The following is a 23,221-nucleotide window of genomic DNA, read 5'->3' on the forward strand; positions in this document are numbered from 1 at the left end:
TTATCTATTCTTGAAGCAGTCATTTCAGCCAGGAGACAGATCATGAGCGAACTCAAACGCGTAGAACGCATCGAATCCACCCCGTTCCAGACTCATTCCGACCAGAATGTTCATGGCTGGGAACGTGTAGGCTCCCTCGCCGGTGGTGTGGTGATGGTGGGCAAGGGTTTGCGTCGTGGCGGTATTTTCGGGTTGATTCAAGTGGCGATCGGCGGCGTGGCTTTGGCCCGCGGCATCACCGGGCACAGTTCGGCGAAAAGCCTGCTGGAGAAAAGCCGTCAGGACATGAACAACGTGCGGGCAAAGATCGAGCGGGCGGGCGAAGAATTGAGTCGGCTGAAGGCGAATGCCGAGGCGGCGACCAATACCGCTACTGTCACCGGGAATGATTCGTTGAAGTCGCCGAAAACCGGGGTTTGATCTGGAAGATGCGTTAAGGCTCAGTGCTCTTCGCGAGCAAGCCCGCTCCCACAGTGATTGGCGGTGATTACAAATGTTGTGGACGCCGCAAAATCCTGTGGGAGCGGGCTTGCCCGCGAAGGCGGTATTACTGAAGCAACTCGGTGTCGAGAACGTTGGAAGACTCGCCAATAACGCTCTCAGCCAATTGCACAAATTCCTTGGTATCCACGCTTTCCAGGTGCATCGCCCCACGCAACACATCATCCAGCGAACGCTTGTTACGCGTCTGCAAGCGAATTTCGCGATCCAGCTCTCCCAGTAACACCACGGCTTTGGCCACCTGCGCCGGGCTGACCTGTGCACCACGCAAGGTCGTGACGTTCTGGCTGTCCCTGGCCAATTTCTTCTGCAAACCCTCATACCGCTCATCGCTCATGCCGCCAGCACGGCGCATCAGTTCGATGGCGTAATACTCAGCGAACCCTTCGCTGATCCAGTCACTGCGCTGTTTGTCGTTGATCCGCCCGAACACCTGGGCCAATTCACGCACCAACGCACTGCTGCCACTCTCGCTGACCAGCGGCAGACGAGTGTTCAGATAGATCGATTCGCGCGCGCCCAGACTGCCACGCCACATCGGGTCGTTGGCACCGACGATCAGCAGTTTGGTGGGATGACGGGGATACACCGCCTGCACTTGCGGCCAGACAAAGGTCAGCAGCGTCAGCACATCCATGCGGCGCATGCCCTGGCCCCGGGGCGAGGCGACGGTGACTTCGGTTTCCCCCAGCCGCGTGCGACGGCTGCCGAGGTGGCCCGCGAGCATCCAGCCTGTGGGTCGGTCGAACAGTCGGGAGACGTTGTCGACCCGGAACTTGTTCTTGCCGATCCGCGGCCAGGCGGTTTCGACGCTTTTCCAGCCATCGGGCAGTTCAAATTCAAGCCGCGAAATCAGCTCGATGCCGTCCTGCTGATCGAGTTTGGCGGGCGGCACCAGGTCATCGCCGCGCATCAGCGCCCAATTCGGCGTCATGCGCGTGTCGAAGCTGCCGCTCTTGCGCCCGTGACTGATGCGCACGCGATAGGTCAGGCTGGCCTTGTCGGCGGAAGGACGCCAGACACCGCGGGCCTGTTTGCCTGGTGTGAGCTGCCATTGGCCGTCGGCCTTGAAATCGCTGTAGTGGCTGCCGTCGCCGAGGTCGAAATCCAGGCTGCGCACCGCCGAGCCCTGGGCCAGGGTCAGTCGCACTTCCGCCTGATCGCTTTGCGGCAACAGGCGCACGTGGTAATCCAGATCGACTTTCTTCGCCGCCCACACGGGAGAACTCAGGGCCAACAGCCCAACGACCAACGCCAGCCGCAATCCCACAGCCATACACACTCCTTCGTGAAACGTTAAAACGGCTTGGGCGCTTAACCCGCCCGGAAAATCAGATGATCTTCCCAATCATCTTCAGCCACGCTGCCTTCGGCAAGCATGCGCCCGGACTGGGAAATGCGTTCGTGATGCACTGCGTCGCGATCACCGCACACCAGATGATGCCAGAGCGGCAGGTCCTTGCCTTCGCTGACCAGCCGGTAGCCGCAGGTCGGCGGCAGCCATTTGAATTCATCGGCCTTGCCCGGTGTGAGCTGGATGCAGTCCGGCACGAAGTCACGACGGTTGGGGTAATCGGTGCACTGGCAGGTTTTCAGGTCCAGCAGTTTGCAGGCGATACGCGTGTAATAGACGCTGTTGTCTTCTTCATCTTCGAGCTTTTGCAGGCAACACAGGCCACAGCCGTCGCACAGCGATTCCCATTCCTCTTGATCGAGTTGATCGAGGGTTTTGCGCATCCAGAACGGTTCGACTTTGGCGGCCATGGTTCAACATCGACATCAGGTGGTGAAAAGGCCGCCAGTCTAGTGTGCAGAGCCCCGCGGGCCAAGCGTTGGCGACTGCCGGTAGATCGAGCTTGTCAGTTATTGCGCCGCCAAGTAGCTTTGCCAGTCGCAAGGAGCCAAGCCTGCGTGCCATTAACGCTCAACCGCGTTGCATTCAGCTGAATCGCCACGGCTCTCGAAAAACCTTATCGCTCAGCCCAACTGCGCCCGCAGGTTTCAGACGCCCCTCACTTTCAAACGTTGCAAGGAATCCCTTGATGAGTGCTAATCCACGCGTTGCCGACTACGCCATCCACCCTCAGTTCACCGATCGCTGGTCGCCCCGCGCCTTCACCGGCGAAACCATTCCCGAGGAAACCCTGCTGAGCTTCTTCGAAGCCGCGCGCTGGGCGCCATCTGCGTACAACTCGCAACCTTGGCGGTTTCTCTACGCGCGTCGCGACACGCCGAACTGGGAGCGTTACCTGGGCCTGTTGAACGAGTTCAACCGCAGCTGGGCGCAACACGCCTCGGCCCTGGTGATCGTTGTATCGAAAACCACCTTCGCGGCACCTGGCGCCACCGAAGAAACCCCGGCCTTGTGGCACACCTTCGACACCGGTTCGGCCTGGGGCCATCTGGCGTTGCAAGCGAGCATCAGTGGCTGGCACACCCACGGCATGGCCGGTTTCGACCAGGACCTGACCCGCAAGGAGCTGAACATTCCCGAGGGCTACGCGCTGCACGCGGCCGTGGCGATCGGCAAACTGGGCGATAAGGCAAGCCTGGCGGAGTACCTGCAAGCGCGTGAAGAGCCAAGCCCGCGTCGTCCGCTGAGCGAGTTGGCCGCCGAAGGCGACTTCACCCTCTAATCGCTCCACCCGATCGTTCCCACGCTCGGCGTGGGAACGATCATTGCGATGGGTTCAATACCCGCGATTGAAATCCACTTCCCCGCGCAACGCTTCACCCGCCTGATACGCCCGCAGGTTCTCGACAAACAGATTCACCATCATCGTTGGCGAAGTCGGTGCCGAGCTATGACCGGTCAGCAGCAAGCCCCAGGCCGTCCAGAACGGATGACGTTGCGGCAACGGCTCCTGACGGCAGACGTCGATCACCGCACCCGCCAGATGCCCTTCCTTCAAGGCTTCCACCAGGTCCGCATCGACCACCGCCACACCGCGCCCGACGTTGATGAACAACCCGGCCGGCTTGAACTGCTTGAACAGCGCGGCGTTGTACAGGTCGTGAGTATTCGGCGTGTTTGGCAGCAGATTGATCACGTAATCGACTTCACCGACCAAACGCGGCAGGTCGGCCAACGCCCCGACCTCGACAAACGGTGCCTGCTCGCGGGCTTCGCTGGCGATGCCGTACAACTCAACGCCAAACGGTACGAGGAACTGCGCCACAGTCTGTCCGATGTCGCCGGTGCCGACGATCAGCACTTTGCGCCCGGCCAGGCTTTGGCCCTGGCGACTGTCCCACTTGCGCTCGACCTGGCTGACCAGTCGCGGCAGCACTTCGCGCTCGTGGCCGAGCATGTAGGTCAGCACGTATTCGGCCATGACCTGACCGAAAATCCCCACCGCCCGGGTCAGGCGATAGTGCCGTGTCAAGCCGTCGGCCAACAGCGGCGTAATGCCCGCCCAAGTCGATTGCAGCCATTGCGGCTTGTGGCCTTGACGCAGCAGGGTCGCCAGCAGGTCCGGCTGACCGAGCCAGATCGGGCAATCCGCCGCCAGACGAGCCAGTTCAGCGGAGTCGCCACTGGTCAGCACTTCGAGCTCAGGAGCTGCCTGACGCAACAGTTGGGCATATACCGGGTGGTCGTGTTCAGCAATCAGAACGCGCATGGTTCAAACCTTTCGAAAACAGTGCAGACGGCCGCCGATGGAGTATTGCTCCATCGCCCTGGCCATCGCCAAAATCATTCCAGTGTTTCATACAGGCTCTGAATAGAACCTGTCTGCCGATCACATCGGATCGTTGCGTCGCAGCAATTCTTCCGGCAGGTGTTCGATGTATTCGTCTTCGGCCGGCGGCATCTGCAAGTGGTAACCCTGCTTCTCAAGGTTTTCCAACACCACGGTGATGTCTTCGCGCGACAGCTTGCGCTCAGGCGTCAGCACCAGGTCGAAGGCGTGATGCGGTTTGCCGAAGGCGGCCATCAGACTTTCGGGGACGCGCTCCAGTGCATCGCTTTTGAGCACATAGAGGTACATCTCGTTTTTCTTCAGGCTTCGGTAGATGGAGCAAATACGTTTCAAGGCTGTTCTCCGGCGGTGGCCAGGCTGTCGAGCAGCGCCTGGCCCATCAATTCGCGGCGCCAGCCACGCAGCGAATCAGGCAATTGGTAAGGACCGTTGGGATAGCCGCTCTTGAGCAGCGCTTCCAGGGTTTTCTTGCGCAGCATCAGCTCTGGCGCAATGTTCAGGCGCTCGGCTTCGGCCTGGCCGATCGCACGTAGTTGCTTGACCAACGCAGCGGCGTCTACCGGCAACGGCTCCGGCACGGCAGGTGGCCATTGATCAGGCGACACACTGCCAGAGCGCTTGATCAGATCAAGCAGAAATTCACCGTCCTGACGCACGGTACGCGGGTGCATGTCTTCGATTTTCGCCAGCGCGCCGAGGTTATCCGGTTGCGTACGCGCCAACGGCCACAGGGAATGCTCACGCACAATACGATTGCGTGGCAGATCACGGGCGCGGGCCTCGCGTTCACGCCAGGCGCAGAGCTCACGCAACACGGCGAGTTGGGCGCGGGAGAGCTTCCAGGCCAGTTTGGCGTCGCGATAGACCTCGTACGGATCGATCTCGCGGCGCAAGTTGGCCACCAGCTCGGCTCCGTCTTCCAGGACCCAGGCGTACTTGTCGTCAGACAGCTTCGGACGAAGCTGTACGAAAACTTCCGCCAGGTGCAAGGCATCTTCGGCGGCGTAGCTGATTTGGGTGTCGGAAAGTGGACGTTGCAGCCAGTCGGAACGGGTCTCGCCCTTGGGCAGGTCAATGCCGAGCACTTCCTGCACCAGCCGCGAATAACCCATGGAGAAACCCAGGTTCAGGTAAGCGGCGGCCAGTTGGGTATCGAACAATGGCGCCGGCAGGCTGCCGGTCAGGCGCAGCAGGACTTCGAGGTCTTCGCTGCACGCATGCACGACTTTGACCACGGCCGGGTTTTCCAGCAACGCGGCCAGAGGCTGCCAGTTGTCGATCGTCAACGGGTCAATCAGGTAAGCGCGTACGCCATCGCCGATCTGCAGCAGGCCTGCGATCGGGTAAAAGGTGTCGACCCGCATGAATTCGGTGTCGAGGGCAACGTAGGGCAGCTGCTGCCACTCGGCGCAAAACTGATCAAGGCTATCGTTGTCGCGAATCCAGTGAATATCGATGGCCACACGGCTCTCCCTTGAAGAATGGCGCGCAGTATATATCGCCCCCGGCGATTTCCGCGCATCCACTGAACAAGAGCTTTAGCGAAAACGCCTGCCGGACAGCAAGAATTGTCTGACAAGCGGAGACTAACTGGCCTTACGCAGCACATAGACCCGCATGCGCGCGCAACCCGGCAGGAAGTCCTGATGGCTGAGCAAGCGGAAACCCGCCTGCCTGAACTCGGCCTCGACTTCGGCCCTGTTGGTGAGCTGCGGGGCATGGGCGCCGGATGTCCGGCCCTTGAAATGAGCATCGACCCGTACCGCTACGATCACCGTGTCACGACTGACCCGGTGGAACTCGCCAAGCATTGCCAACCGATGCTCGGGGCTGGCGATGTGTTGAAACAGTTGCATGCAAAAAATGCAGTCAACCGCATTCGCCGACAAGCCAATGGTGAACGCTGAACTCTGAAAGGTCTTGACCCGTTCGAGCAGGCTCTGCGGGTGGTGGGTGCGGGCATGATCGAGTATGTCCTGAGACGGGTCGGCCGCGAGGATCACTCGGTTTGCATGTTCGACCAATACCGGCCAGAAGCGCCCGACACCGCAGGCCACATCGAGAATCAGACCCGGTTCGCCGGCGACCTTCAGCGCGTTGCGCACCAGTTGCTCGTCACGCCAGAACGTCAGGCGCCCGGCTAGCCCGCGCGGTCGCGGCAGCAGGCAAACGCGAGCGTGTTCCTGGTCGTAGCGCCGGGCGAACTCCAGTTCGACGGCGGATGGCAGCTGAGCGGACATTTCAAATGACTCTTGTAGGAAAATACACCGGTCGCAGGTTAGCGGTCCGTGCGTGAAAAAAAGGTCGAAGCATTATTCTTTAGCCAATACGCCATCGATCATGGCCCCGCGGCATCCGGCGAACAGGTCCAGATCCTGGTTGTAGACCTTACTGTTGACCTCCAGCAAACCGAGCATCGAATGGAACAGGTTGTCCTGGCTCAAGGGTTTTTCACGACTCAACTGCAGGCAATGGGTGTCCACCGAGAATGACTTTTGATAGCTGTCGGAGAACCATGCCAGCATCGCGACATGCTTTTGTTGTTCCGGCGCAAGCATGTAAGGCGTGCCATGAAGGAACAAGTTGTACTCGCCCAGGGATTCGCCGTGGTCCGACAGATAGAGCATCGCGGTATCGACCTTGTCCTGGTTGTCGCGTAACAGATCGATCAGGGTCGACAGCACATGGTCGGTGTACACCAGCGTGTTGTCATAGCCGTTGACGATACTTTCGCGACTGCAATTGTTCAGCGCATTACTTTCGCAGACCGGAGTAAAGCGTTCGTACTCTTTCGGGTAGCGCTTGAAGTATTCCGGTCCGTGACTACCCATCTGATGCAGGACTAGCACGGTGTCTTTATCCAGCGTGTCGATGAAATGCTGCAAACCTTGCAGGAGAATTTCGTCGCGGCATTCGCTGTTGGCGCACAACACCGGGTCTTTCAAATTGCTGACGTCGTCGAGAGTGACCCGATCGCAGGTGCCTTTACAGCCCGACTGATTGTCACGCCAGATCACGTCGAGACCGGCGCGCTTGAGCACGTCGAGCAACCCTTCTTCGTTCTTTGCCTTGCTGGCGTTGTAATCCTTGCGGCCCATGTTGGAGAACATGCACGGCACTGACACCGCAGTTTCGGTGCCACAGGAGTGCACATCGGTGAATGCGATCAGGCCTGCTTCTTTATCCAGTGTGGGCGTGGTGTCACGGTCATAACCGAGGATGCCGAAGTTCTCGGCCCGGGCACTTTCGCCCACCACCAGCACGGTCAGGGATTTGCGGCCGTGGGTTTGCCAGGCGGGATTTCGCTGGGCATCCACGCCGAGTGCGACAAAGGGTTGGCGCGCCGACACGACCTGTTCATGCAGGTAGCTGGCCGAGGCACCGATGTAGTTGCTGGGCACCACCATCAGGTGCAACTCATGATGATTACGAAACAATGAAGACAGGCCTTGATAGTTAACCAGTGCGACACCACCGATTACCGCAAGCGAGGCAACACTCACAAGAACCTTACTTAGTAGATCACGGCACCAAGGACGATAATTAATCGGTATCTTCCACAACAGCCACGACGGCAAGACACCGAGCAGAACAATATAGACAAGTAACTTCATAGACAGTAAGTCGCGCACTTCCGTTGCATTGGTTTCGGCAAAGTTACGCAACATGCCGGCGTCGATCAGAACGCCATACTGACCCATGAAGTACGCGACACCCGCACTGACCATAAAGATCAGGGTCAAGACAGGTTTCATCACCGGCCGGAAAGCCAGCAGGGTCAATACAATGTTGAAGGCTGCGAAGATCATCACCCCGAATGCCACGCGCATGACGATGCCTTTACCGTCAGACGCCGTGATTTCAAACAGGTGTTGCCAGAGAACCCAATTGAAGCCTGTTATTAAAAAGGCGCTGGCAATCAGTGTCACCCACTCGGGGCGCACGGTTTTAATCTTCAACATGATGAGCGGCTATTCCTGAAAAGAAGTGCCCTCGGTAAATGTGAAAATTTCATTTACCGCGACAACACAAACTTTAGGCAGCCAACCATCAATTTTTCGTGAAAAAGAAGCCAACGATTAGTTGGCTTCCGGTACTAGGCTGTAACTAATAACTTATTTGAGAATGGTTCAGGCCTGGTTCAGGTACCAGCGCCAATCTTGCTCGCCGACCTCGCCCATGAACTGCCGGTATTCGGCACGTTTCACTGCCAGGTAGACGCCGAGGAATTCACTACCGAACGCCTCCCGCGCCCAACTCGAACCCTCCAGCGCCCGCAATGTGGTCAACCAGTCAGTCGGCAACAGTTCCGTGGCCTGGGCATACCCATTGCCCTCCACTGGCGTGCCAGGATCGAGCTGTTCGCGAATACCGCGATGGATACCGGCCAGGATTGCCGCGGCCGCCAGATAGGGGTTGGCGTCGGCACCACAGATGCGGTGTTCGATATGCCGGGAGAACGCCGGCCCGCCGGGCACACGCAAACTCACGGTGCGATTATCCACACCCCACGTGGCCGCCAGCGGCGCGTAGCTGTTGGTCTGGAAGCGGCGGTAAGAGTTGGCGTTCGGACAGAACAACAGCAACGAATCGAGCAACGTGCTGAGCATCCCGCCAACGGCCTGTTTGAGCAGCGGTGTGCCGTCCGACGCTTAGCTGGCGAACAGGTTGTTGCCATCCTTGTCCGCCAGGCTGACGTGCATGTGCATCCCGGTGCCCGCCAGGTCATCGAACGGTTTGGCCATGAAGCACGCCGTCATCCCGTGTTTATGCGCTACACCCTTGACCAGCCGTTTGTAGCGCACCGCTTCGTCCATCGCCTGCAAGGCGTCGGTGCGGTGTTGGAGGGTGATTTCGACTTGCCCCGGCGCGTACTCGGAAATCGCCGTGCGCGCCGGAATACCCTGGAGCTTGCAGGCGCTGTAGAGATCGGCCAGAAACGGTTCGATCTGCTCCAGTTCACGCAATCCGTAGACCTGAGTGCCGCGCGGACGACCGCCATCGACATCCCGCGCCGGTTGCGGCCGACCGTTGCTGTCGCGCTGCTGATCCAGCAGGTAGAACTCCAGCTCCGCCGCCATCACCGGGTAATAGCCGTCGGCCTGCAAGCCTTCGATGACTTTCGCCAGCAGATGCCGTGGATCGGCGATCGTCGCGGGCATGCCCTCCTTCGGGTGCATGCTGACCTGCACCGCCGCCGTTGGAATCAGCCGCCACGGCATGCGCGTCAAACTGCCGCTGATCGGGTACGCCCGGCAATCGATATCGCCCACATCCCAGACCAGGCCGGAGTTTTCCACGTCATCGCCGTTGATGGTCAGGCCAAGAATGGTGCTCGGCAGCGGCCGTCCGCTTTCGTACACCGCCAGCAACTCATCGCGATGCAGCAACTTGCCCCGAGGTACGCCGTTGTTGTCGAGGATGAACAACTCGAACATCTCGATATCCGGGTTCTGTTCCAGAAAGATCAGGGCTTCTTGCTGGGGGGCGAAAGATGTCGTGGCAACACTCATGGGAATTCTCTTATTTCCGCGTCAGGCAAACGCACATGCGTCGCCGATTTGATCCCGGCGCAGAGCACGGGACCTGTAAGAACAATCAACGGGAAATGCAGGAATCCGGTGGGCGCGCGTGACGGCAGTGCCACAGCGCCCAGAAGGCCAATTCGGAAGGAAGTGCGACTGGACAATCGTCCATAGAGAAAACCGCAGAAAACAGATGAGCAGCAGCGTCACATGGCAGGTTAAGTCGTTAAATCAGGATTTGAAGAACTTTGGTTGTGGATTGGCTAAACATTAACAATCCGCTTAAGTGAACAAAATCTGCCGGACACTGCATCCCCCTGTGGGAGCGGGCTTGCCCGCGATAGCGTACTGGCAGTCGCACATAGTCGCTGAATGTGAAACCGCCATCGCGGGCAAGCCCGCTCCCACAGGGTCCGCGCAGCATCAGAAATATTTAATTTCTAAATACCACCCAGGGTTATCTGATTTGCGACCCTCCGGGCCTCGCGCGCCTAATCGCGGCCTTGTTATTGAAGGTTCGATTGATGGAAAACGTTCGCGCAACCTCCCGCCCCGCCCTTTGGCTGATGTTCAGCATCATCCTTGTCGCCCTGAACCTGCGGCCCTCGATGGCCGCTGTCGGTCCGTTGCTGTCGGCGATTCGTGGTGATATCCCGTTGAGTTTCAGTCTGGCCTCGCTGTTGACCATGCTGCCGGTCATGGCGATGGGACTGGCGATGTTCTTCGGTCTCAGCGTCAGCCAGCGACTCGGCGAACAGCGTACCGTGGTGCTGTCGCTGCTGATTATCAGCCTGGCCACTGTGTCGCGATTGTTCCTCGATTCGGCGGCCGAACTGATCCTCAGCGCGGTGCTGGCAGGCATCGGCATTGCGCTGATCCAGGCGCTGATGCCGGCACTGATCAAATCCCGCTTCAGCGAAAACGTTTCCCTGTGCATGGGGCTCTACGTCACGTCGATCATGGGCGGCGCAGCGATTGCGGCGTCGTTTGCGCCGCTGGTGATGACCCGCACCGGCAGCTGGCGCGTGGGCCTGGCGATCTGGGCGGTACTGGCACTGGTAGCGCTGCTGTTTTGGTGCATGCAACGTGAACGGATGCCAGCGCAGCCTGCTCAAGCGCAACGCAATGGCTCCTTCTTCGGCAATTCCCGCGCCTGGCTGCTCGCCATTTTCTTCGGCCTGGGCACGGCGTCCTATACCTGTGTGCTGGCTTGGCTGGCGCCGTACTACGTAGAAAAGGGTTGGAGCGAACAAAACGCCGGGTTGCTGCTGGGTTTCTTGACCGCCATGGAAGTGTTATCCGGCCTGCTGACACCGGCCATCGCCAACCGCAGCCGTGACCGGCGCGTAGTGCTGGTGGTGTTGCTGGTGCTGATCATGGCCGGTTTCTGCGGGCTTATTCTCAGCCCGCAACATCTGACTCTGTTGTGGCCATGTCTGCTGGGGCTCGGCATCGGCGGACTGTTCCCGATGAGCCTCATCGTGTGCCTGGATCATCTGGACAATCCCCAGCGTGCCGGTGGGCTGACCGCGTTCGTCCAAGGCATCGGTTACCTGATCGCCGGTCTCTCGCCGCTGATTGCCGGGTTGATCCGCGATCAGCTCGGCAGCTTCGAATGGGCCTGGTGGTCACTGACCGGCGTTATGGCGCTGATGATCCTGATGGTCTTGCGCTTTGATCCGCGGCATTACGCCAAACACATTTGCTGACCCGGCCCCCACATCATGAAACACACCGGTTTCGCCGCCGCTCACGTCGGCATGTTGCTCTGGGCACTGTTGATCGCTGCATCGTTTTCTGCGGCAGCACAGGTCAGCCAAGCCATCGACCCGATCCTGCTGACCGGTTTGCGCCGTTATTTCACCGGTCGTGGTGGCGTCAGTCGTCGCTGACGCTGGAAATCATCGGTGCGCTGCTAGTGGGATTCGGCATGTTGGCGCTGCTTATGTTCAGCCGCCGCGCGATGCCGGCAGCGATTCAGGGCTAAAGGCACCTGACACCTCCCCACAACTTTCCATGAAAATTCCTACGAGGCATTCTCCTGGCACCATCGTTCCGCTAGGATCGTTCGCACAAATTTGCGCACAGTCAGCGCAAGGAGCACAGCGAGACGGAATGGATGCTGAACAGTAACTTGCTTAGAAAGCTCGATATGCAGGACCTCATGGTGTTTATCGCCGTGTATGAGCAAAGCAGCGTCACCGGGGTATCCGAGACGCTCTGCGTCAGTCAGTCCACCGTGAGTTACTGCCTGAAAAAACTGCGCACCAGTTTCGAAGACGAGTTGTTCATCAATACCCGCGCGGGGATGCGCCCCACCTACAAAGCCAGCACCATGTACGCCCACGTGCTGAAGATCCTGGAAAGCATCAACCTGTGTCACGCCGGTGCGCCAGCATTCGACCCCACCCTGCAACCCGTCACCTTCAATATCTGCGCACCGGAATACTTCGAGCAGTTGATCCTGCCGCATCTGTTGAAAAGCTTTGATTTCGCCGATCTGCCGGTCATGGTCAACATGCACAAGTTCGAAACCGACATTCCGGCCGAAGAACTGCGCGACGGCAGCCTCGACCTGGTGATTTGCTTCGGCCCGAACTTTCATCGCAGCCACGGCGATTTCAAATCCCGGCTGCTGCTGGAGGACGACCTGGTCTGTGTCTTCGATAAACGCGCCACACCGCCGGAACCGCGTTTAAGCCTGCAAGCCTTTGTCGAACGCCGGCACGTGTTCCCGACACCCTGGACTTCCACCATCAACATGGTCGATGGCTGGCTGGCGCAGCAGGCGCAAAAACGGCAGATCGTCGCGCGTTCCAACAGCTACAGCGCGGCACTGAAGATGATCACCGGTACCGACTTCATCCTGACCCTGCCTCGGCGTATCCAGCAATTGCTGGCCAACGACGCGATCTTCAAACATTGCGAAGCGCCCAACGGCTTGCCGGGTTTCAGCCTCGACATGCAGTGGAGCCAGAATGTCGATCAGGACAGCGCCAACACCTGGCTTCGCGAGCAAGTGGTCAAGGCCTGCACCGAGCAGGAAATGGCCTGAAACTCAGTGTTTGATGGCAATCTTGGTGTAGGACTCTCGATCGATATCGAGGATTTCCACGGCCAGCTGGACTTCAATGTCCGTCGGCCATTCACACAGGTCCTGCACTACGGCCAGCAAACTTTCGGATAGCTGCTTCTTGATCTGCGGTGAGCGACCGCTCAACAGTGCCAGTTTCACATGCACAAAGGCCCGTTCACCTAACGCCGTGCCAACCTTGAACGTCTCGACCTTCACCGCTCGGCTCTTGATGTCGTATTCGGCAGCGAACTGACCGGAAGCCACCAACGCATTATTGAGCCGAATCAACGCCATGTCGGCATTGAGCTCGGGCAGGTTGGCGGTGTATTCCATGTGCAGGTGGGGCATGACTGAGCTCCTGAATTAATGGCGGGACGAAAATAAGGATGAAGACGATAGCCGCACATCCACTTGGTTTTCCCAATGCTCCGTACTCTACTATCGTTTCCAGATCAGGTCTGAAATTAGAAGTGTGCCGTTAATTGATCATGACGCTGAAACAGCAAGCGTCCTCTCCAGCAGTGAGGAGGTAACCCGGAAAAACCTGAATCAAGGATTGAACACCATGAATCGTCTATATGCCTCAATGGCCCTGTCTGTTATTTCCCTCTGCGCACACGCTCTTGACCCTAGCGAAGAAAGCCAGGAAGGAGCTCCTAGCGCAAACTTCGACTACCTCGCTTATGCCGTCACTTGGCAGCCGACATTTTGCCTGTTGAAACCCGCCACAGCCGGATGTAACAAACCGAAAAACGTTTTTTACACCCACGGCATCTGGCCGTATTACAACAGCACCGCCCAATCGGCCAATCGCCACCCCTCTTCCTGCATCAAATCCGCAGGATGTAATCAGGCTGAAGCCGTTTGCGAACTGTCACCAACAGTCCAGGCACAGGCCCAGGCCGACAACCGTTTTTCTGAAATTGTCACCGAGGCGCCTGAATACCTGATGAAACACGAATGGCAAAAACACGGCACCTGCTATGGCACCAGCCAACGGGAATACTTCGAAGATTTTGTGAAGTTGCGCGACGCCGTCCACTACAGTCCGGAGTTCAACCAATATCAGGGTAAATCCCTTGATCTGGAAAAGTTAAAAGCGCTGTTCCCGTCCAACACCTCATTTCGTTGTGCGAGCTTAGACGGCAAACAGTATCTATTCGAAGTGTTCTTCCTGATCGATAGACAGGGACAGCCTTACACCCAGGACAAAAAGCTGCAAATCGGAGAGAAGTGTCAGTTGCAGGAAACTCATATCCCGGCGGCTTGATCACTTGCCTCCCGATCCGAGCGAGTTCTGACTCGCTCGTCACCTGCCCCGCCTGGCAAAATTCAGATCCGCGACTCAGGATGCTCACTCATGAACGCCTCCAGCCGCGATCTCAACCAGCGCTCGGCCGGGTCGGTATCGACATGGCTGAGCCAGACCATCGACAGATCCAGGGTCGGCGCCTTGAACGGGAACGGCTCCTTGAACAGCTGGCCGGACGCGGCCATCGCTTCGGCGGCGTAGTCCGGCAAACTGGCGATCAGGTCGGTCCCGGCAAGCAAGGCCGGCAACGAGCTGTATTGCGGCACGGAAAGGACGACTTGGCGCGTGCGACCAATCTCCGCCAGCCACTCATCGGCGTAACCACTGACATTGGCGGTGTGGGAAACCAGCACGTGCGGTCGCGCGCAATATTCATCGAGCGTCAGCGGTGTGTCCGATGCGTCCGCGCGCAAAATGCTGGGCAGGATGTGCCGCAACAACTTGCGCTTGGCGTTGGCCGGCAGCCCGCGAGTCTGGCTGATACCAACGGTGATATCGCCCGACGCCAGCAAATCCGGAATCCGCCAGTAATCGACATGCTGCACCACGAACACCACCTTTGGGGCTTCCTGACGCAAGGCACGCAGCAATGGCGGCAGCAGGCCAAACTCGACATCGTCCGACAGCCCGATACGAAAGGTCATGGTGCTGCTGGCGGGGTCGAAATCATGGGTCAGGCTCAACGCCACCGACAACGAATCCAGCGCCGGCGACAAGTGCAGAATAATCTCCTCGGCCCGCGCCGTCGGTTCCATGCGATGCCCGACACGTATGAACAGCGGATCGTTGAACATCGTGCGCAAGCGATTGAGCGCCGAACTGATGGTCGGCTGGCCGAGAAACAATTTCTCCGCCACCCGGGTGACGTTGCGTTCGAGCATCAGCGTTTCAAACACCACCATCAGGTTGATGTCGGCCTTGCGTAGTTCGTTACGATTCATCCACTGCCCCTGCTCCCAAATCTGCTGACAGTTTAGGTAGGTGTCGCAATCGGCGTCTATGCGACTCAAGCAGTTTGCGTTTAATCCTGATTCAGGCAGCGGCATTCACAACCGTAAGACCGGCCGTTGAAACGAAGCTGCTCTGACTGAGCAGCTTCACCACCTGAAGCCTAGATTTCCTTGACCGGGGTCTGATCGTGGGTCCCTTTGATCAAGCTAATGGCATGCACACAATCAGACTTATTGACGTAAGCCTCCCCGCTGGCAATTGTTTCATGGTTACCCGCCCTCAAACGCCACCGCCATTGACCTTTACCGGTCTGTGCGATGCCGCGGGTTTGCCTGTAAATCTCAAAATACATTGCTCGCTCCTTGCGATTGCTGATGACGGCAGATCAGTGATCTGCGAAACGAGAGTAGATGAGGATTTTTTGCAGCAGGGTCTTTCAATGTCAGGGGATGTTTCGCAGATACAGCCTTGATTGGCGGGAGGACCAACAGATTCGGGGGGCGGTAAATTGGGTGACTGCGCTGAGTAACTTTTCCCTTGAAGAGGCATATTTTTCTTACACTGCGATGCTGTCTGGTCCGACGCAAAAACTCTGATTCGAGCCGCCTTACAGAATGTTCACTGATTTTTCTGCTGAGTTGAATCGTCTGCTGTCAGGGCCAAAGGCTGTTCTTCCATCAGCACGGCATCTTCCTCAAGCTCTGTTTGAGGTTGAGCCGGGTCAGGATGGGGCAGTAAACCCCGCACTGCCCTTTCAATCAGTGAAAGGATTCCATAGGTGATGAAGCCGAAGATCAGTCCAACCACCAAAATGCTCAAAGGGTGCATCTGCGCTGCATCGGGGCTTTCCAACATGTAGTTGAAAGCCTGAACAGCAACGGTCAGGCATGCCGCAAATGCTGCCAGCAACTTCACAGTCACCCAAATCCGCCGCCATCTGTTCATGCATTCCCCCGTCATCCGGTGATTTGCCCTGTATTGCATGATAGCTAATGACCAGGGTTACGCCGAAAGCCAGAAAATGCTGATGTGGGATCACGAGGCGCTATAAGCTGCCTTATGCCAAAACAAGTTTTCGAGGCACATGATGAAAACCACTGACAAGTCAGGTGGCACTTCGATTACTGCGCCAATCGAGAAGCCGTCAACCGGCAACGTTTGGCGCACCATGCCTGGCGGCATCTGGGCGTTGGGCTTCGTCTCGATGCTGATGGACATCTCCTCGGAGATGATCCATGCATTGTTGCCACTCTATATGGTCACAGTACTGGGTACCTCCGTTTTGGCCGTGGGTCTCATCGAAGGCATAGCCGAGGCTACGGCCTCGATCACCAAGGTATTCTCCGGAGCACTCAGCGATCGATTGGGCAAGCGCAAACTGCTCGCGGCGTTGGGCTATGGGCTGGGGGCACTGTCCAAACCGATCTTTCCTTTGGCGGGCTCGCTGGACTGGCTGATCGGGGCTCGCTTTATCGACCGCATTGGCAAAGGTATTCGCGGCGCACCGCGCGATGCGTTGGTGGCCGATATCACGCCCCCCGCGATACGGGGGGCAGCTTTCGGCCTGCGGCAAACTCTGGATACCGTTGGTGCATTCCTGGGACCGTTACTGGCGATCGGATTGATGTGGCTAACCGCGAACCACTTCCAGACTGTGTTCTGGGTGGCCGTCATCCCGGCCTTCCTTGCCGTCGCGGTGCTGCTGGTGTTCGTTCATGAGCCCAAACAAGTGGAAGGGACGCGCCGGGTGCGTGCGCCGTTGAGCCGGCGGGAGTTAGCCCGACTGGGCGCTGGCTACTGGTGGGTGGTGGGTGTCGCTGCGGTGTTCACCCTGGCGCGTTTCAGCGAAGCCTTTCTGATTCTGCGCGGTCAGGCCGTCGGGCTGGCGCCGATGTGGGCGCCAGCGGTGCTTGTCCTGATGGGGGTGGCGTACTCACTGTCAGCCTTTCCCGCCGGGGCCTTGTCTGATCGTGTCAGCCGCGTGGCGGTGCTCGGCGTAGGTTTGATATTGCTGATTGCTGCCGACCTGACTCTGGCGTTCGCGCCGGGTATCGAAGGCTTGGCCGTCGGCGTCGTTCTATGGGGGCTGCACATGGGGTTTACCCAAGGGATATTCGCCGCCCTGATCGCCGATTGCGCGCCGGCTGAACTGCGCGGGACGGCATTTGGCATGTTCAATCTGTTAACCGGGTTGGCCTTGCTACTGGCCAGCGTCATCGCTGGGGCGTTGTGGGACGCGGTAGGCTTCCAAGCCACTTTCTTGATGGGTGGGGGCTTTGCTGTTCTGACGTTGCTGGGATTGTGGGTGATCCAGGCGAGAGTTCTGGTTCGATAGCAAAAAGCGATACCACCTATGTTTCGCGAGAAAGTCCTACCGTTCGCCGGGAAAACAGGCGGCAAATTTGCCCTAAACGAAATGCCAGAAACGAAAAAGCCCCCGAAATCTTTAACAATTTCGGGGGCTTAGTCTTATTCAATAATGGCGGAGAGATAGTCAGCCATTTTAGTGCTTCTAGAAGTCCATAGACGTTTAATTACCTCTATAAAAACTCTATAAAAACATACAGTTGACGCAGATACTTTCTTTTGTGGTCCAAGCGTGACTACGGGAAGTCAAGGTCCAAGGTATGGGCTGGAGTATGGGCTGGCATTCATTTAGATTGAGTCATCATCCTTTCAAAGAGGAAGTGACTGATGGCATCTCTGACGACCAAAGCGGTAGAAAAAATAGTCAGATCGGGGTTACCCGGAATGACCAACGATGGTGACGGCCTCTACTTGAAAGTCGGTCGTACCGGTGGCGCAAGCTGGATCTTCCGCTACAAGCTTGCTGGTAAGAGCCGAGACATGGGACTCGGCAGGCACCCCGAAGTAAGCCTTGCGGTAGCTCGTGAGAAAGCTGCAGAAGCCAGAAAGCTGAGCAAGTCAGGCGTCGATCCGCTTACCCGTCGGGATGAGGAGATGGAACGGCATCGGCTGGAAAAAGAAGCCGAACGTTTAGCTGAGGATGCGGCCAGGGCCAAAGCAACCACTTTCAAAGAGGTCGCTCTCGACTACATCGCTGCCCACAGAGCAGGCTGGAAAAATGCCAAGCATGCCCAGCAGTGGGAGAACACTCTGGCTACTTATGCGTTCAAGGACATAGGCGATTTTCCGACGCAGGAAATAGGCATTGAACATGTGCTGAAAATCCTCAAACCGATTTGGACAGTAATACCCGAAACTGCCAGCCGTTTGCGAAACCGTATCGAACTGGTCCTCGATGCAGCAAAGGCCAGAGGGCTGCGCGATGGAGAAAACCCCGCGCGATGGCGTGGACACCTGGACAAACTGCTGCCACCTCGCGCAAAAGTGCGCGCTGTGAAGCATCACGCAGCAATGTCGTGGACAGAGCTTCCCGCCTTCATGGCGCCCCTTGAGAAAGCAAATGATCTGAGCTCTAAAGCCTTGCACTTTACCATCCTGACTGCCTGCCGAACCAGTGAGGTGCTTGAATCGACGTGGGCAGAGATCGACGTGGCAGCAAGGGTATGGACCATTCCTGCACCGAGGATGAAAGCTGGGAAGGAACACCGGGTACCTCTATCAAAAGCGGCATTGGATTTACTCGCAGGGCTTCCTCGCGTTGAAGGAAACAATCACCTATTTGCGGGGGCTCGCAAAAAGCGTCCCCTGAGTAATATGGCGATGTTGATGGCATTGCGTCGGATGAAGCGGGGCGATCTCACGACGCATGGATTCCGTTCGACTTTCAGGGATTGGGCGAGCGAAGTTACTCACTATCCTCGAGAGGTCTGTGAACAGGCGCTCGCACACACCGTAGAGAATGCGGTAGAGGCGGCTTATCGACGTGGTGATCTTTTTGAAAAGCGGCGAATACTGATGGAGGATTGGGCGCGATATGCCACAGGGCATGCGGTGGCAAATACTGTTGAATGAGGCGAGAGATGTTCACGCCATCATCTCACCTGGTTTATCGAGTGGAGGATGGCGACAGCGGCGACAGTGGCGACAACCCACGTAATACCTGGCCTGCAGCGTGGCGACAGAGGTGGCGACTGTCGCCGTTGCCAGCCTCGCTCTTGGGGCTTTTTCGGCCAAGCCCATGCAGGCGGGAAGGCTCCGCATTCCCACCTGCATGGGCTCACATTAAAAACCGACGAACGACCACACGGCCATGTAATGCCACCGATTTCCAAGGTCATCCAGCGCTACCATTTGGAGCAACAGTGGCCCCCAAAATGCTGTTGACGGCTAGCAGAACGGGCGTTACACCAGAGCCTTACCAGCGCTGTCCTCGACAGCACCCAGGTAGCCAGAACCTTTGAGGCTACGCCACAGCGTGGTGGTTCTCTCCAGTGCGATTAGCGTCCGTCGACTCGCACGATCACTACCCATGTGATGGATGCCTACTTCTAGCAGAGTGCCTACTGCGGCAACTCATCCCCCTACCCAGCTGTCCTGCAGCAACATATCCGCTTGACCATTTCACTGCGTCAACCTGCGCCCGTCTCTTTCCCCCGAAAGAGACGGGCGCATATCACACTGCTGCAGCTCTACTCGCATGGGCCTTTGCGGCTTTCCCCCTCGTGACAATCGGCGTGACAAACACCGAATGCTCACTCGCCACAGCGATGCCGATAATGGTGCCGCAGCCCACGGAATGGACTGCACCTGACTGACAGTCAGGCATGTCCCAGTCATCGCCTCACTGCCTTCTCCCGACTCAGGATCTCGCGGCACCGGTCTCGTCAGCCAGTGCAGCCTCCACCCGCCCACTTCTTCGGAGGTGTTCAGGAGGCCAGGTCATGAGATGCCCAAGCTCCCGGCCGTAAGGAGCCGTTAGTCCCGCGTGAGAGGACAAACCTCACAGGTCGCAGGGGCCTTGATCCCTGATAACACTCAACAACCGTGGCGGGATGAGTGAGGACGAAGTCGATATTCTCAGGAGAAGTGCGATGCAACTGTGCGAAGCGTTCGAGCCACCACAACCATTGCTGGAATACCAGCAGGCGCCACTGCCCTACCCGGTCGAAGCACTTGGGGAACTGTTGGGCCCTGCGGTCGAACGACTGGCCGAAGTGATCGGCGTGCCCTGCGCCATGGCCGCACAATCGGTGCTGGCCAGCGCGGCCCTGGTGAGCCAGGGTCATGCCAATGTCCAACTCGACGGCCGAACCTATCCGCTGTCCCTTTACCTGCTGACGGTGGCGTCCTCGGGTGATCGCAAAAGCGCGGTGGATCACCTGGCCCTGAAGGCGGCGCGCGACTGGGAGCGGCAGCAGTGGACCCTGTATGCGGAAAAGCTCAAAGCCTATCGCGCCGCGACCAGCCTCATGGCCAAACCCAAAACCTCAAAGAGGCGCGGAGAGACGGCAGGCGGTGAGCTGTCCGAGCCGGTACCGCCGAGACTGATCATTGCCGAACCGACCATTGAGGCCCTGGTCAAAAGTCTGTGCCAGGGCTTGCCCAGCATGGGCTTGTTCAATGATGAAGGTGGCCAGTTCTTGGGCAGCAGCACCATGAGCAAAGAGAACCTGCTCAAGGCGATCACCACCTTGTCGACGCTGTGGGATGGCAGCCCGATCGATCGGGCGCGCTCCATGGCGGGGGAAAGTCTGAGGGCCTATGACCGTCGCCTCAGTCTGCATCTGATGCTACAGCCCTACCTGGCCAACCAACTGTTCAAAGACCCAGTGATCAATGGCCAAGGCATCCTCGGCCGTTGCCTGATCAGTTGGCCCGAGCGCCTGGCCGGCCAGCGACTCTACAAGGCAATCGACCTGACCCGAGATGCCAAAGTCCAGCGCTACCAACAGCGGATCACCGCCCTGCTGCAAAAGCCCTGGTCGCTTCACAAGGATGGCTCACTCAATCCCGCCACACTCGAGCTGACACCCCGTGCCCGTCGGGCCTGGATAGATATTCACGACACCATCGAGTGCCAGTCTGGCGAGTTCGGCGAACTGGCCGGCGTCCAGTCTGTCGCGAGCAAGGCCGCGGCGAATGTACTGCGTATCGCGGGCGTGTTGGCCATGGTTGAAGAGGCCAGTGCGTTGGAGGACGCACACATCCAGCGCGCCTCCACGCTGATGGATTACTACCTGGCCGAGATTCAGCGCCTGACCGAACAGGAGCCGGTCAATAGCCGACGCGAGGAAGCGGATCGGCTGCTGCGCTGGCTGATGCAGAAAGGCTGGACCCACTTCACCGTCCGCGACGTCAATCGTAACGGTCCTCGTTTTGCCCGCAAGAGCGCTGACCATACCGCCTCTTTATTCGTCGAGCTGATCACCCATCGCTGGCTGAACAGCCGCGACGGAAAAACTTTCGAGGTCCGCCATGTTTCGCCTCAATGACGCGGTGCGCCGCTACCAAGCGCAACATCAACCACAACCAGAATCGCGGCGTGTCGCCACCTCTGTCGCCACCCTGTCGCCACGCGCCAAGCCAGACACGACGCGGGTTGTCGCCACTGTCGCCGCTGTCGCCACACCACCCCTGGAGCCTACCCACCTCGCCATGCTGATCGAGCAACTGCGTGAGGAAGGGGCCCTGCTGCAACACCAGGAGAACACCCTCCTGATCCGCCCGACGCACTGGCAGCAGCTGGACCGGCTCAGCCCCCACTGGAAAGCCCTGCTGCTCTTTCTGCAAACCAACGAAAACGGTGAAGATGATGGCACTGGTTGGTCGGCGTGAGGGGCGCAACTTTGGCTATGGCCGCCAGCTGAGCTACGCCGGCCCACAAGCACTCAAGGATCTGTTTGCCGGCGGCCACTTCGCCACGGTCAAAGCGCATAGCGATCGCTGGCAAGCGTTCGTGCGTTGGTGTCGGTCAGAAGACGGTCCCGGTTACAACGATGCACGTCAGATCGATCGCCGGACGTTGCAAGACTACGCCGCTTACCTGCGCCAGCAGATCCAGCAAGGTGAACTCTGCATCGCCACCGCGCAGAACCGCCTGAGCAGCGTCAACCGTACCCTCGCCGCGCTGCGCGGTGATCAGGAAGTGAGGATCGCCAGCCCGAGTCAGGCGTTAGGCCTGCAGCGCTCGCGCGTACGCACCCGCGCGCCGGATGGCCAAGACCGCCAACAGGTGCAACGAGTCGTGGAGGTGCTGGGCGAACAGTACCACGAGCGGGTGGCTGCGATTGTTCTGTTGGCCCGAACAACCGGCATGCGCCTGCGCGAAGCGATCCTGGCTGATCTGCCACGCCTGCACCACGAAGCCGAAGACTTCGGCCGCATCAACATCCAGGACGGCACCAAAGGTGGCCGCTCAGGCGCTTCCGCGCCGCGCTGGGTCGTGGCCAATGAAGCGGTGAAGGCGGCGCTACAGTTGGCTTGTCAGGCATCGCCGCCCCGTAGCCGCAACTTGCTGGCCCGCGACGAAAGCTACGCCGCGTTCCTGCAACAGACCGTACTCCCCGCCCGCGACACGCTGCATGAACACGGGCTGAAGGGTTTCCATGAACTGCGAGCGGCATACGCCTGCGAGCGTTACGAACAGCTCACGGGCCACGCCGCACCGGTCAATGGTGGCCACTGCTATCGCATTGACCGCGACCTTGATCAGCAGGCGCGGCAACAGATCAGCCTTGAGCTCGGGCATAACCGGATCGATGTGGTTTCGGCCTACATTGGAGGCCGATCATGAGCAAACCGTTTGATATGGGTTTGTTCCTGAGCGGCGTACTGAGCGGCTCGAAGGCCACTCAGCAACGCCACCTGCGGCAGGCCCGAATCATGCAAGCGGCGATTCAACAACGATGGCAACGCGATAATCCCTGGACCTGGCAGCTCAAGCATGTGCGCTGGTTTCTCACTCAGCACCTGAAAGACCATTCCGACGCCACCCGGTATTACTATCGACTCACCGCCCTATTGGTCTGGAGGCGATTAGGGAATGACCGAGAAATGCTGATCCAACGCTCGATTCATGGGTAGGAAGCCTTCCAGGCTCGCTTGTCCGCCTTCATCTATCTCAGCGTGGATATTCTATTGCTGAATGAATCTATTCGAAGTACACCGGCGCAACGGCAAAAAATGGCCGGCCCTGTTGAAAACAGTCGGATTTTCAGCTCACCTGAACTCAGGCACGACCACCACTCGAGATCCTACTCTGTTGGCACCGCACTACACACCTGGG

The 23,221-nt window shown here is 58.5% G+C and carries 22 protein-coding genes and 2 pseudogenes; 12 read left to right on the top strand and 12 right to left on the bottom strand.

What is annotated here, in order from left to right:
• Nucleotides 1-42: 42 nt before the first annotated feature.
• On the top strand, nucleotides 43-420 hold the full coding sequence (locus FQ185_RS12610; RefSeq protein WP_149417734.1) for a DUF2892 domain-containing protein: 378 nt from the start codon (nucleotides 43-45) through the stop codon (nucleotides 418-420).
• Between the two features lie 127 nt (nucleotides 421-547).
• On the opposite strand, the gene FQ185_RS12615 is transcribed toward FQ185_RS12610, so the two are convergent.
• Nucleotides 548-1,777 carry a hypothetical protein gene (locus tag FQ185_RS12615; RefSeq protein ID WP_149417735.1) on the bottom strand — a complete coding sequence of 410 codons (1,230 nt, stop codon included), beginning with the start codon at nucleotides 1,775-1,777 and terminating at the stop codon, nucleotides 548-550.
• 38 nt (nucleotides 1,778-1,815) lie between these two features.
• Complete coding sequence (locus tag FQ185_RS12620) at nucleotides 1,816-2,265, bottom strand: YcgN family cysteine cluster protein (protein ID WP_149417736.1); 450 nt, start codon at nucleotides 2,263-2,265, stop codon at nucleotides 1,816-1,818.
• A gap of 278 nt (nucleotides 2,266-2,543) precedes the next feature.
• Between FQ185_RS12620 and FQ185_RS12625 the strand changes: the two genes are divergently transcribed.
• The gene (locus FQ185_RS12625; RefSeq protein WP_149417737.1) at nucleotides 2,544-3,137 is read left to right on the top strand and encodes a nitroreductase family protein; all 594 of its coding nucleotides are present in this window, start codon (nucleotides 2,544-2,546) and stop codon (nucleotides 3,135-3,137) included.
• Between the two features lie 54 nt (nucleotides 3,138-3,191).
• On the opposite strand, the gene FQ185_RS12630 is transcribed toward FQ185_RS12625, so the two are convergent.
• The 6 genes and pseudogenes from FQ185_RS12630 to FQ185_RS12655 form a co-directional block, all read right to left on the bottom strand.
• Nucleotides 3,192-4,124 (bottom strand): D-2-hydroxyacid dehydrogenase, encoded by a 933-nt coding sequence (locus FQ185_RS12630; RefSeq protein WP_149417738.1) that lies wholly within the window; start codon nucleotides 4,122-4,124, stop codon nucleotides 3,192-3,194.
• 120 nt (nucleotides 4,125-4,244) lie between these two features.
• Nucleotides 4,245-4,538, bottom strand: coding sequence for a YcgL domain-containing protein (locus tag FQ185_RS12635; protein WP_007898694.1), 294 nt, complete (start codon nucleotides 4,536-4,538; stop codon nucleotides 4,245-4,247).
• Nucleotides 4,535-5,668, bottom strand: coding sequence for a ribonuclease D (rnd, locus tag FQ185_RS12640; protein WP_149417739.1), 1,134 nt, complete (start codon nucleotides 5,666-5,668; stop codon nucleotides 4,535-4,537). Before rnd ends, FQ185_RS12635 begins: the two co-directional genes overlap by 4 nt.
• A 123-nt stretch (nucleotides 5,669-5,791) precedes the next feature.
• Complete coding sequence (locus FQ185_RS12645) at nucleotides 5,792-6,445, bottom strand: class I SAM-dependent methyltransferase (protein ID WP_149417740.1); 654 nt, start codon at nucleotides 6,443-6,445, stop codon at nucleotides 5,792-5,794.
• 72 nt (nucleotides 6,446-6,517) lie between these two features.
• Nucleotides 6,518-8,167 (bottom strand): phosphoethanolamine transferase, encoded by a 1,650-nt coding sequence (locus FQ185_RS12650; RefSeq protein WP_149417741.1) that lies wholly within the window; start codon nucleotides 8,165-8,167, stop codon nucleotides 6,518-6,520.
• A 168-nt stretch (nucleotides 8,168-8,335) separates the two neighbouring features.
• Nucleotides 8,336-9,718 (bottom strand): annotated as a pseudogene (locus FQ185_RS12655) (glutamine synthetase family protein).
• A gap of 536 nt (nucleotides 9,719-10,254) precedes the next feature.
• Between FQ185_RS12655 and FQ185_RS12660 the strand changes: the two are divergent.
• The 3 genes and pseudogenes from FQ185_RS12660 to FQ185_RS12670 all read left to right on the top strand — a co-directional run bounded on the left by FQ185_RS12660 (nucleotide 10,255) and on the right by FQ185_RS12670 (nucleotide 12,785).
• Nucleotides 10,255-11,439: a cyanate transporter gene (locus FQ185_RS12660; protein WP_149417742.1), complete on the top strand. Its 1,185-nt coding sequence runs from the start codon at nucleotides 10,255-10,257 to the stop codon at nucleotides 11,437-11,439.
• Between the two features lie 15 nt (nucleotides 11,440-11,454).
• Nucleotides 11,455-11,592: pseudogene (locus FQ185_RS12665) on the top strand (EamA family transporter); the annotation flags it as partial.
• A gap of 257 nt (nucleotides 11,593-11,849) precedes the next feature.
• Complete coding sequence (locus tag FQ185_RS12670; protein ID WP_149417743.1) at nucleotides 11,850-12,785, top strand: LysR family transcriptional regulator; 936 nt, start codon at nucleotides 11,850-11,852, stop codon at nucleotides 12,783-12,785.
• Between the two features lie 3 nt (nucleotides 12,786-12,788).
• Here FQ185_RS12670 and FQ185_RS12675 read toward each other — a convergent pair whose 3' ends face one another.
• Nucleotides 12,789-13,154, bottom strand: a complete 366-nt coding sequence (locus FQ185_RS12675; RefSeq protein WP_149417744.1) for a 5-carboxymethyl-2-hydroxymuconate Delta-isomerase — start codon at nucleotides 13,152-13,154, stop codon at nucleotides 12,789-12,791.
• A 217-nt stretch (nucleotides 13,155-13,371) separates the two neighbouring features.
• On the opposite strand from FQ185_RS12675, the gene FQ185_RS12680 reads away from it, so the two are divergent.
• Nucleotides 13,372-14,076, top strand: coding sequence for a ribonuclease (locus FQ185_RS12680; protein WP_149417745.1), 705 nt, complete (start codon nucleotides 13,372-13,374; stop codon nucleotides 14,074-14,076).
• A 62-nt stretch (nucleotides 14,077-14,138) separates the two neighbouring features.
• On the opposite strand, the gene FQ185_RS12685 is transcribed toward FQ185_RS12680, so the two are convergent.
• The 3 genes from FQ185_RS12685 to FQ185_RS12695 form a co-directional block, all read right to left on the bottom strand.
• The gene (locus tag FQ185_RS12685; protein ID WP_149417746.1) at nucleotides 14,139-15,059 is read right to left on the bottom strand and encodes a LysR family transcriptional regulator; all 921 of its coding nucleotides are present in this window, start codon (nucleotides 15,057-15,059) and stop codon (nucleotides 14,139-14,141) included.
• A gap of 170 nt (nucleotides 15,060-15,229) precedes the next feature.
• Nucleotides 15,230-15,421: a DUF1508 domain-containing protein gene (locus tag FQ185_RS12690; protein WP_008074435.1), complete on the bottom strand. Its 192-nt coding sequence runs from the start codon at nucleotides 15,419-15,421 to the stop codon at nucleotides 15,230-15,232.
• 266 nt (nucleotides 15,422-15,687) lie between these two features.
• Complete coding sequence (locus FQ185_RS12695) at nucleotides 15,688-16,014, bottom strand: hypothetical protein (RefSeq protein WP_178113531.1); 327 nt, start codon at nucleotides 16,012-16,014, stop codon at nucleotides 15,688-15,690.
• Nucleotides 16,015-16,237: 223 nt separating this feature from the next.
• Between FQ185_RS12695 and FQ185_RS12700 the strand changes: the two genes are divergently transcribed.
• From FQ185_RS12700 to FQ185_RS12730, 6 genes are all read left to right on the top strand, one after another.
• The gene (locus tag FQ185_RS12700; protein ID WP_178113534.1) at nucleotides 16,238-17,404 is read left to right on the top strand and encodes an MFS transporter; all 1,167 of its coding nucleotides are present in this window, start codon (nucleotides 16,238-16,240) and stop codon (nucleotides 17,402-17,404) included.
• Nucleotides 17,405-17,763: 359 nt separating this feature from the next.
• Nucleotides 17,764-19,008, top strand: coding sequence for an integrase arm-type DNA-binding domain-containing protein (locus FQ185_RS12705; protein ID WP_149417747.1), 1,245 nt, complete (start codon nucleotides 17,764-17,766; stop codon nucleotides 19,006-19,008).
• Between the two features lie 1,019 nt (nucleotides 19,009-20,027).
• The gene (locus tag FQ185_RS12715) at nucleotides 20,028-21,428 is read left to right on the top strand and encodes a YfjI family protein (protein WP_149417748.1); all 1,401 of its coding nucleotides are present in this window, start codon (nucleotides 20,028-20,030) and stop codon (nucleotides 21,426-21,428) included.
• Entirely contained in the window at nucleotides 21,412-21,771 is a 360-nt protein-coding gene (locus tag FQ185_RS12720) for a hypothetical protein (RefSeq protein WP_149417749.1), read from the top strand. Before FQ185_RS12715 ends, FQ185_RS12720 begins: the two co-directional genes overlap by 17 nt.
• Entirely contained in the window at nucleotides 21,749-22,729 is a 981-nt protein-coding gene (locus tag FQ185_RS12725; RefSeq protein WP_149417750.1) for an integrase domain-containing protein, read from the top strand. Before FQ185_RS12720 ends, FQ185_RS12725 begins: the two co-directional genes overlap by 23 nt.
• Complete coding sequence (locus FQ185_RS12730; RefSeq protein WP_149417751.1) at nucleotides 22,726-23,019, top strand: hypothetical protein; 294 nt, start codon at nucleotides 22,726-22,728, stop codon at nucleotides 23,017-23,019. The genes FQ185_RS12725 and FQ185_RS12730 overlap by 4 nt, the downstream gene beginning before the upstream one ends.
• The last annotated feature ends 202 nt before the right edge of the window (nucleotides 23,020-23,221 follow it).

Origin of the sequence: Pseudomonas sp. ANT_H12B, assembly GCF_008369325.1 — a bacterium.
GTDB lineage: Bacteria > Pseudomonadota > Gammaproteobacteria > Pseudomonadales > Pseudomonadaceae > Aquipseudomonas.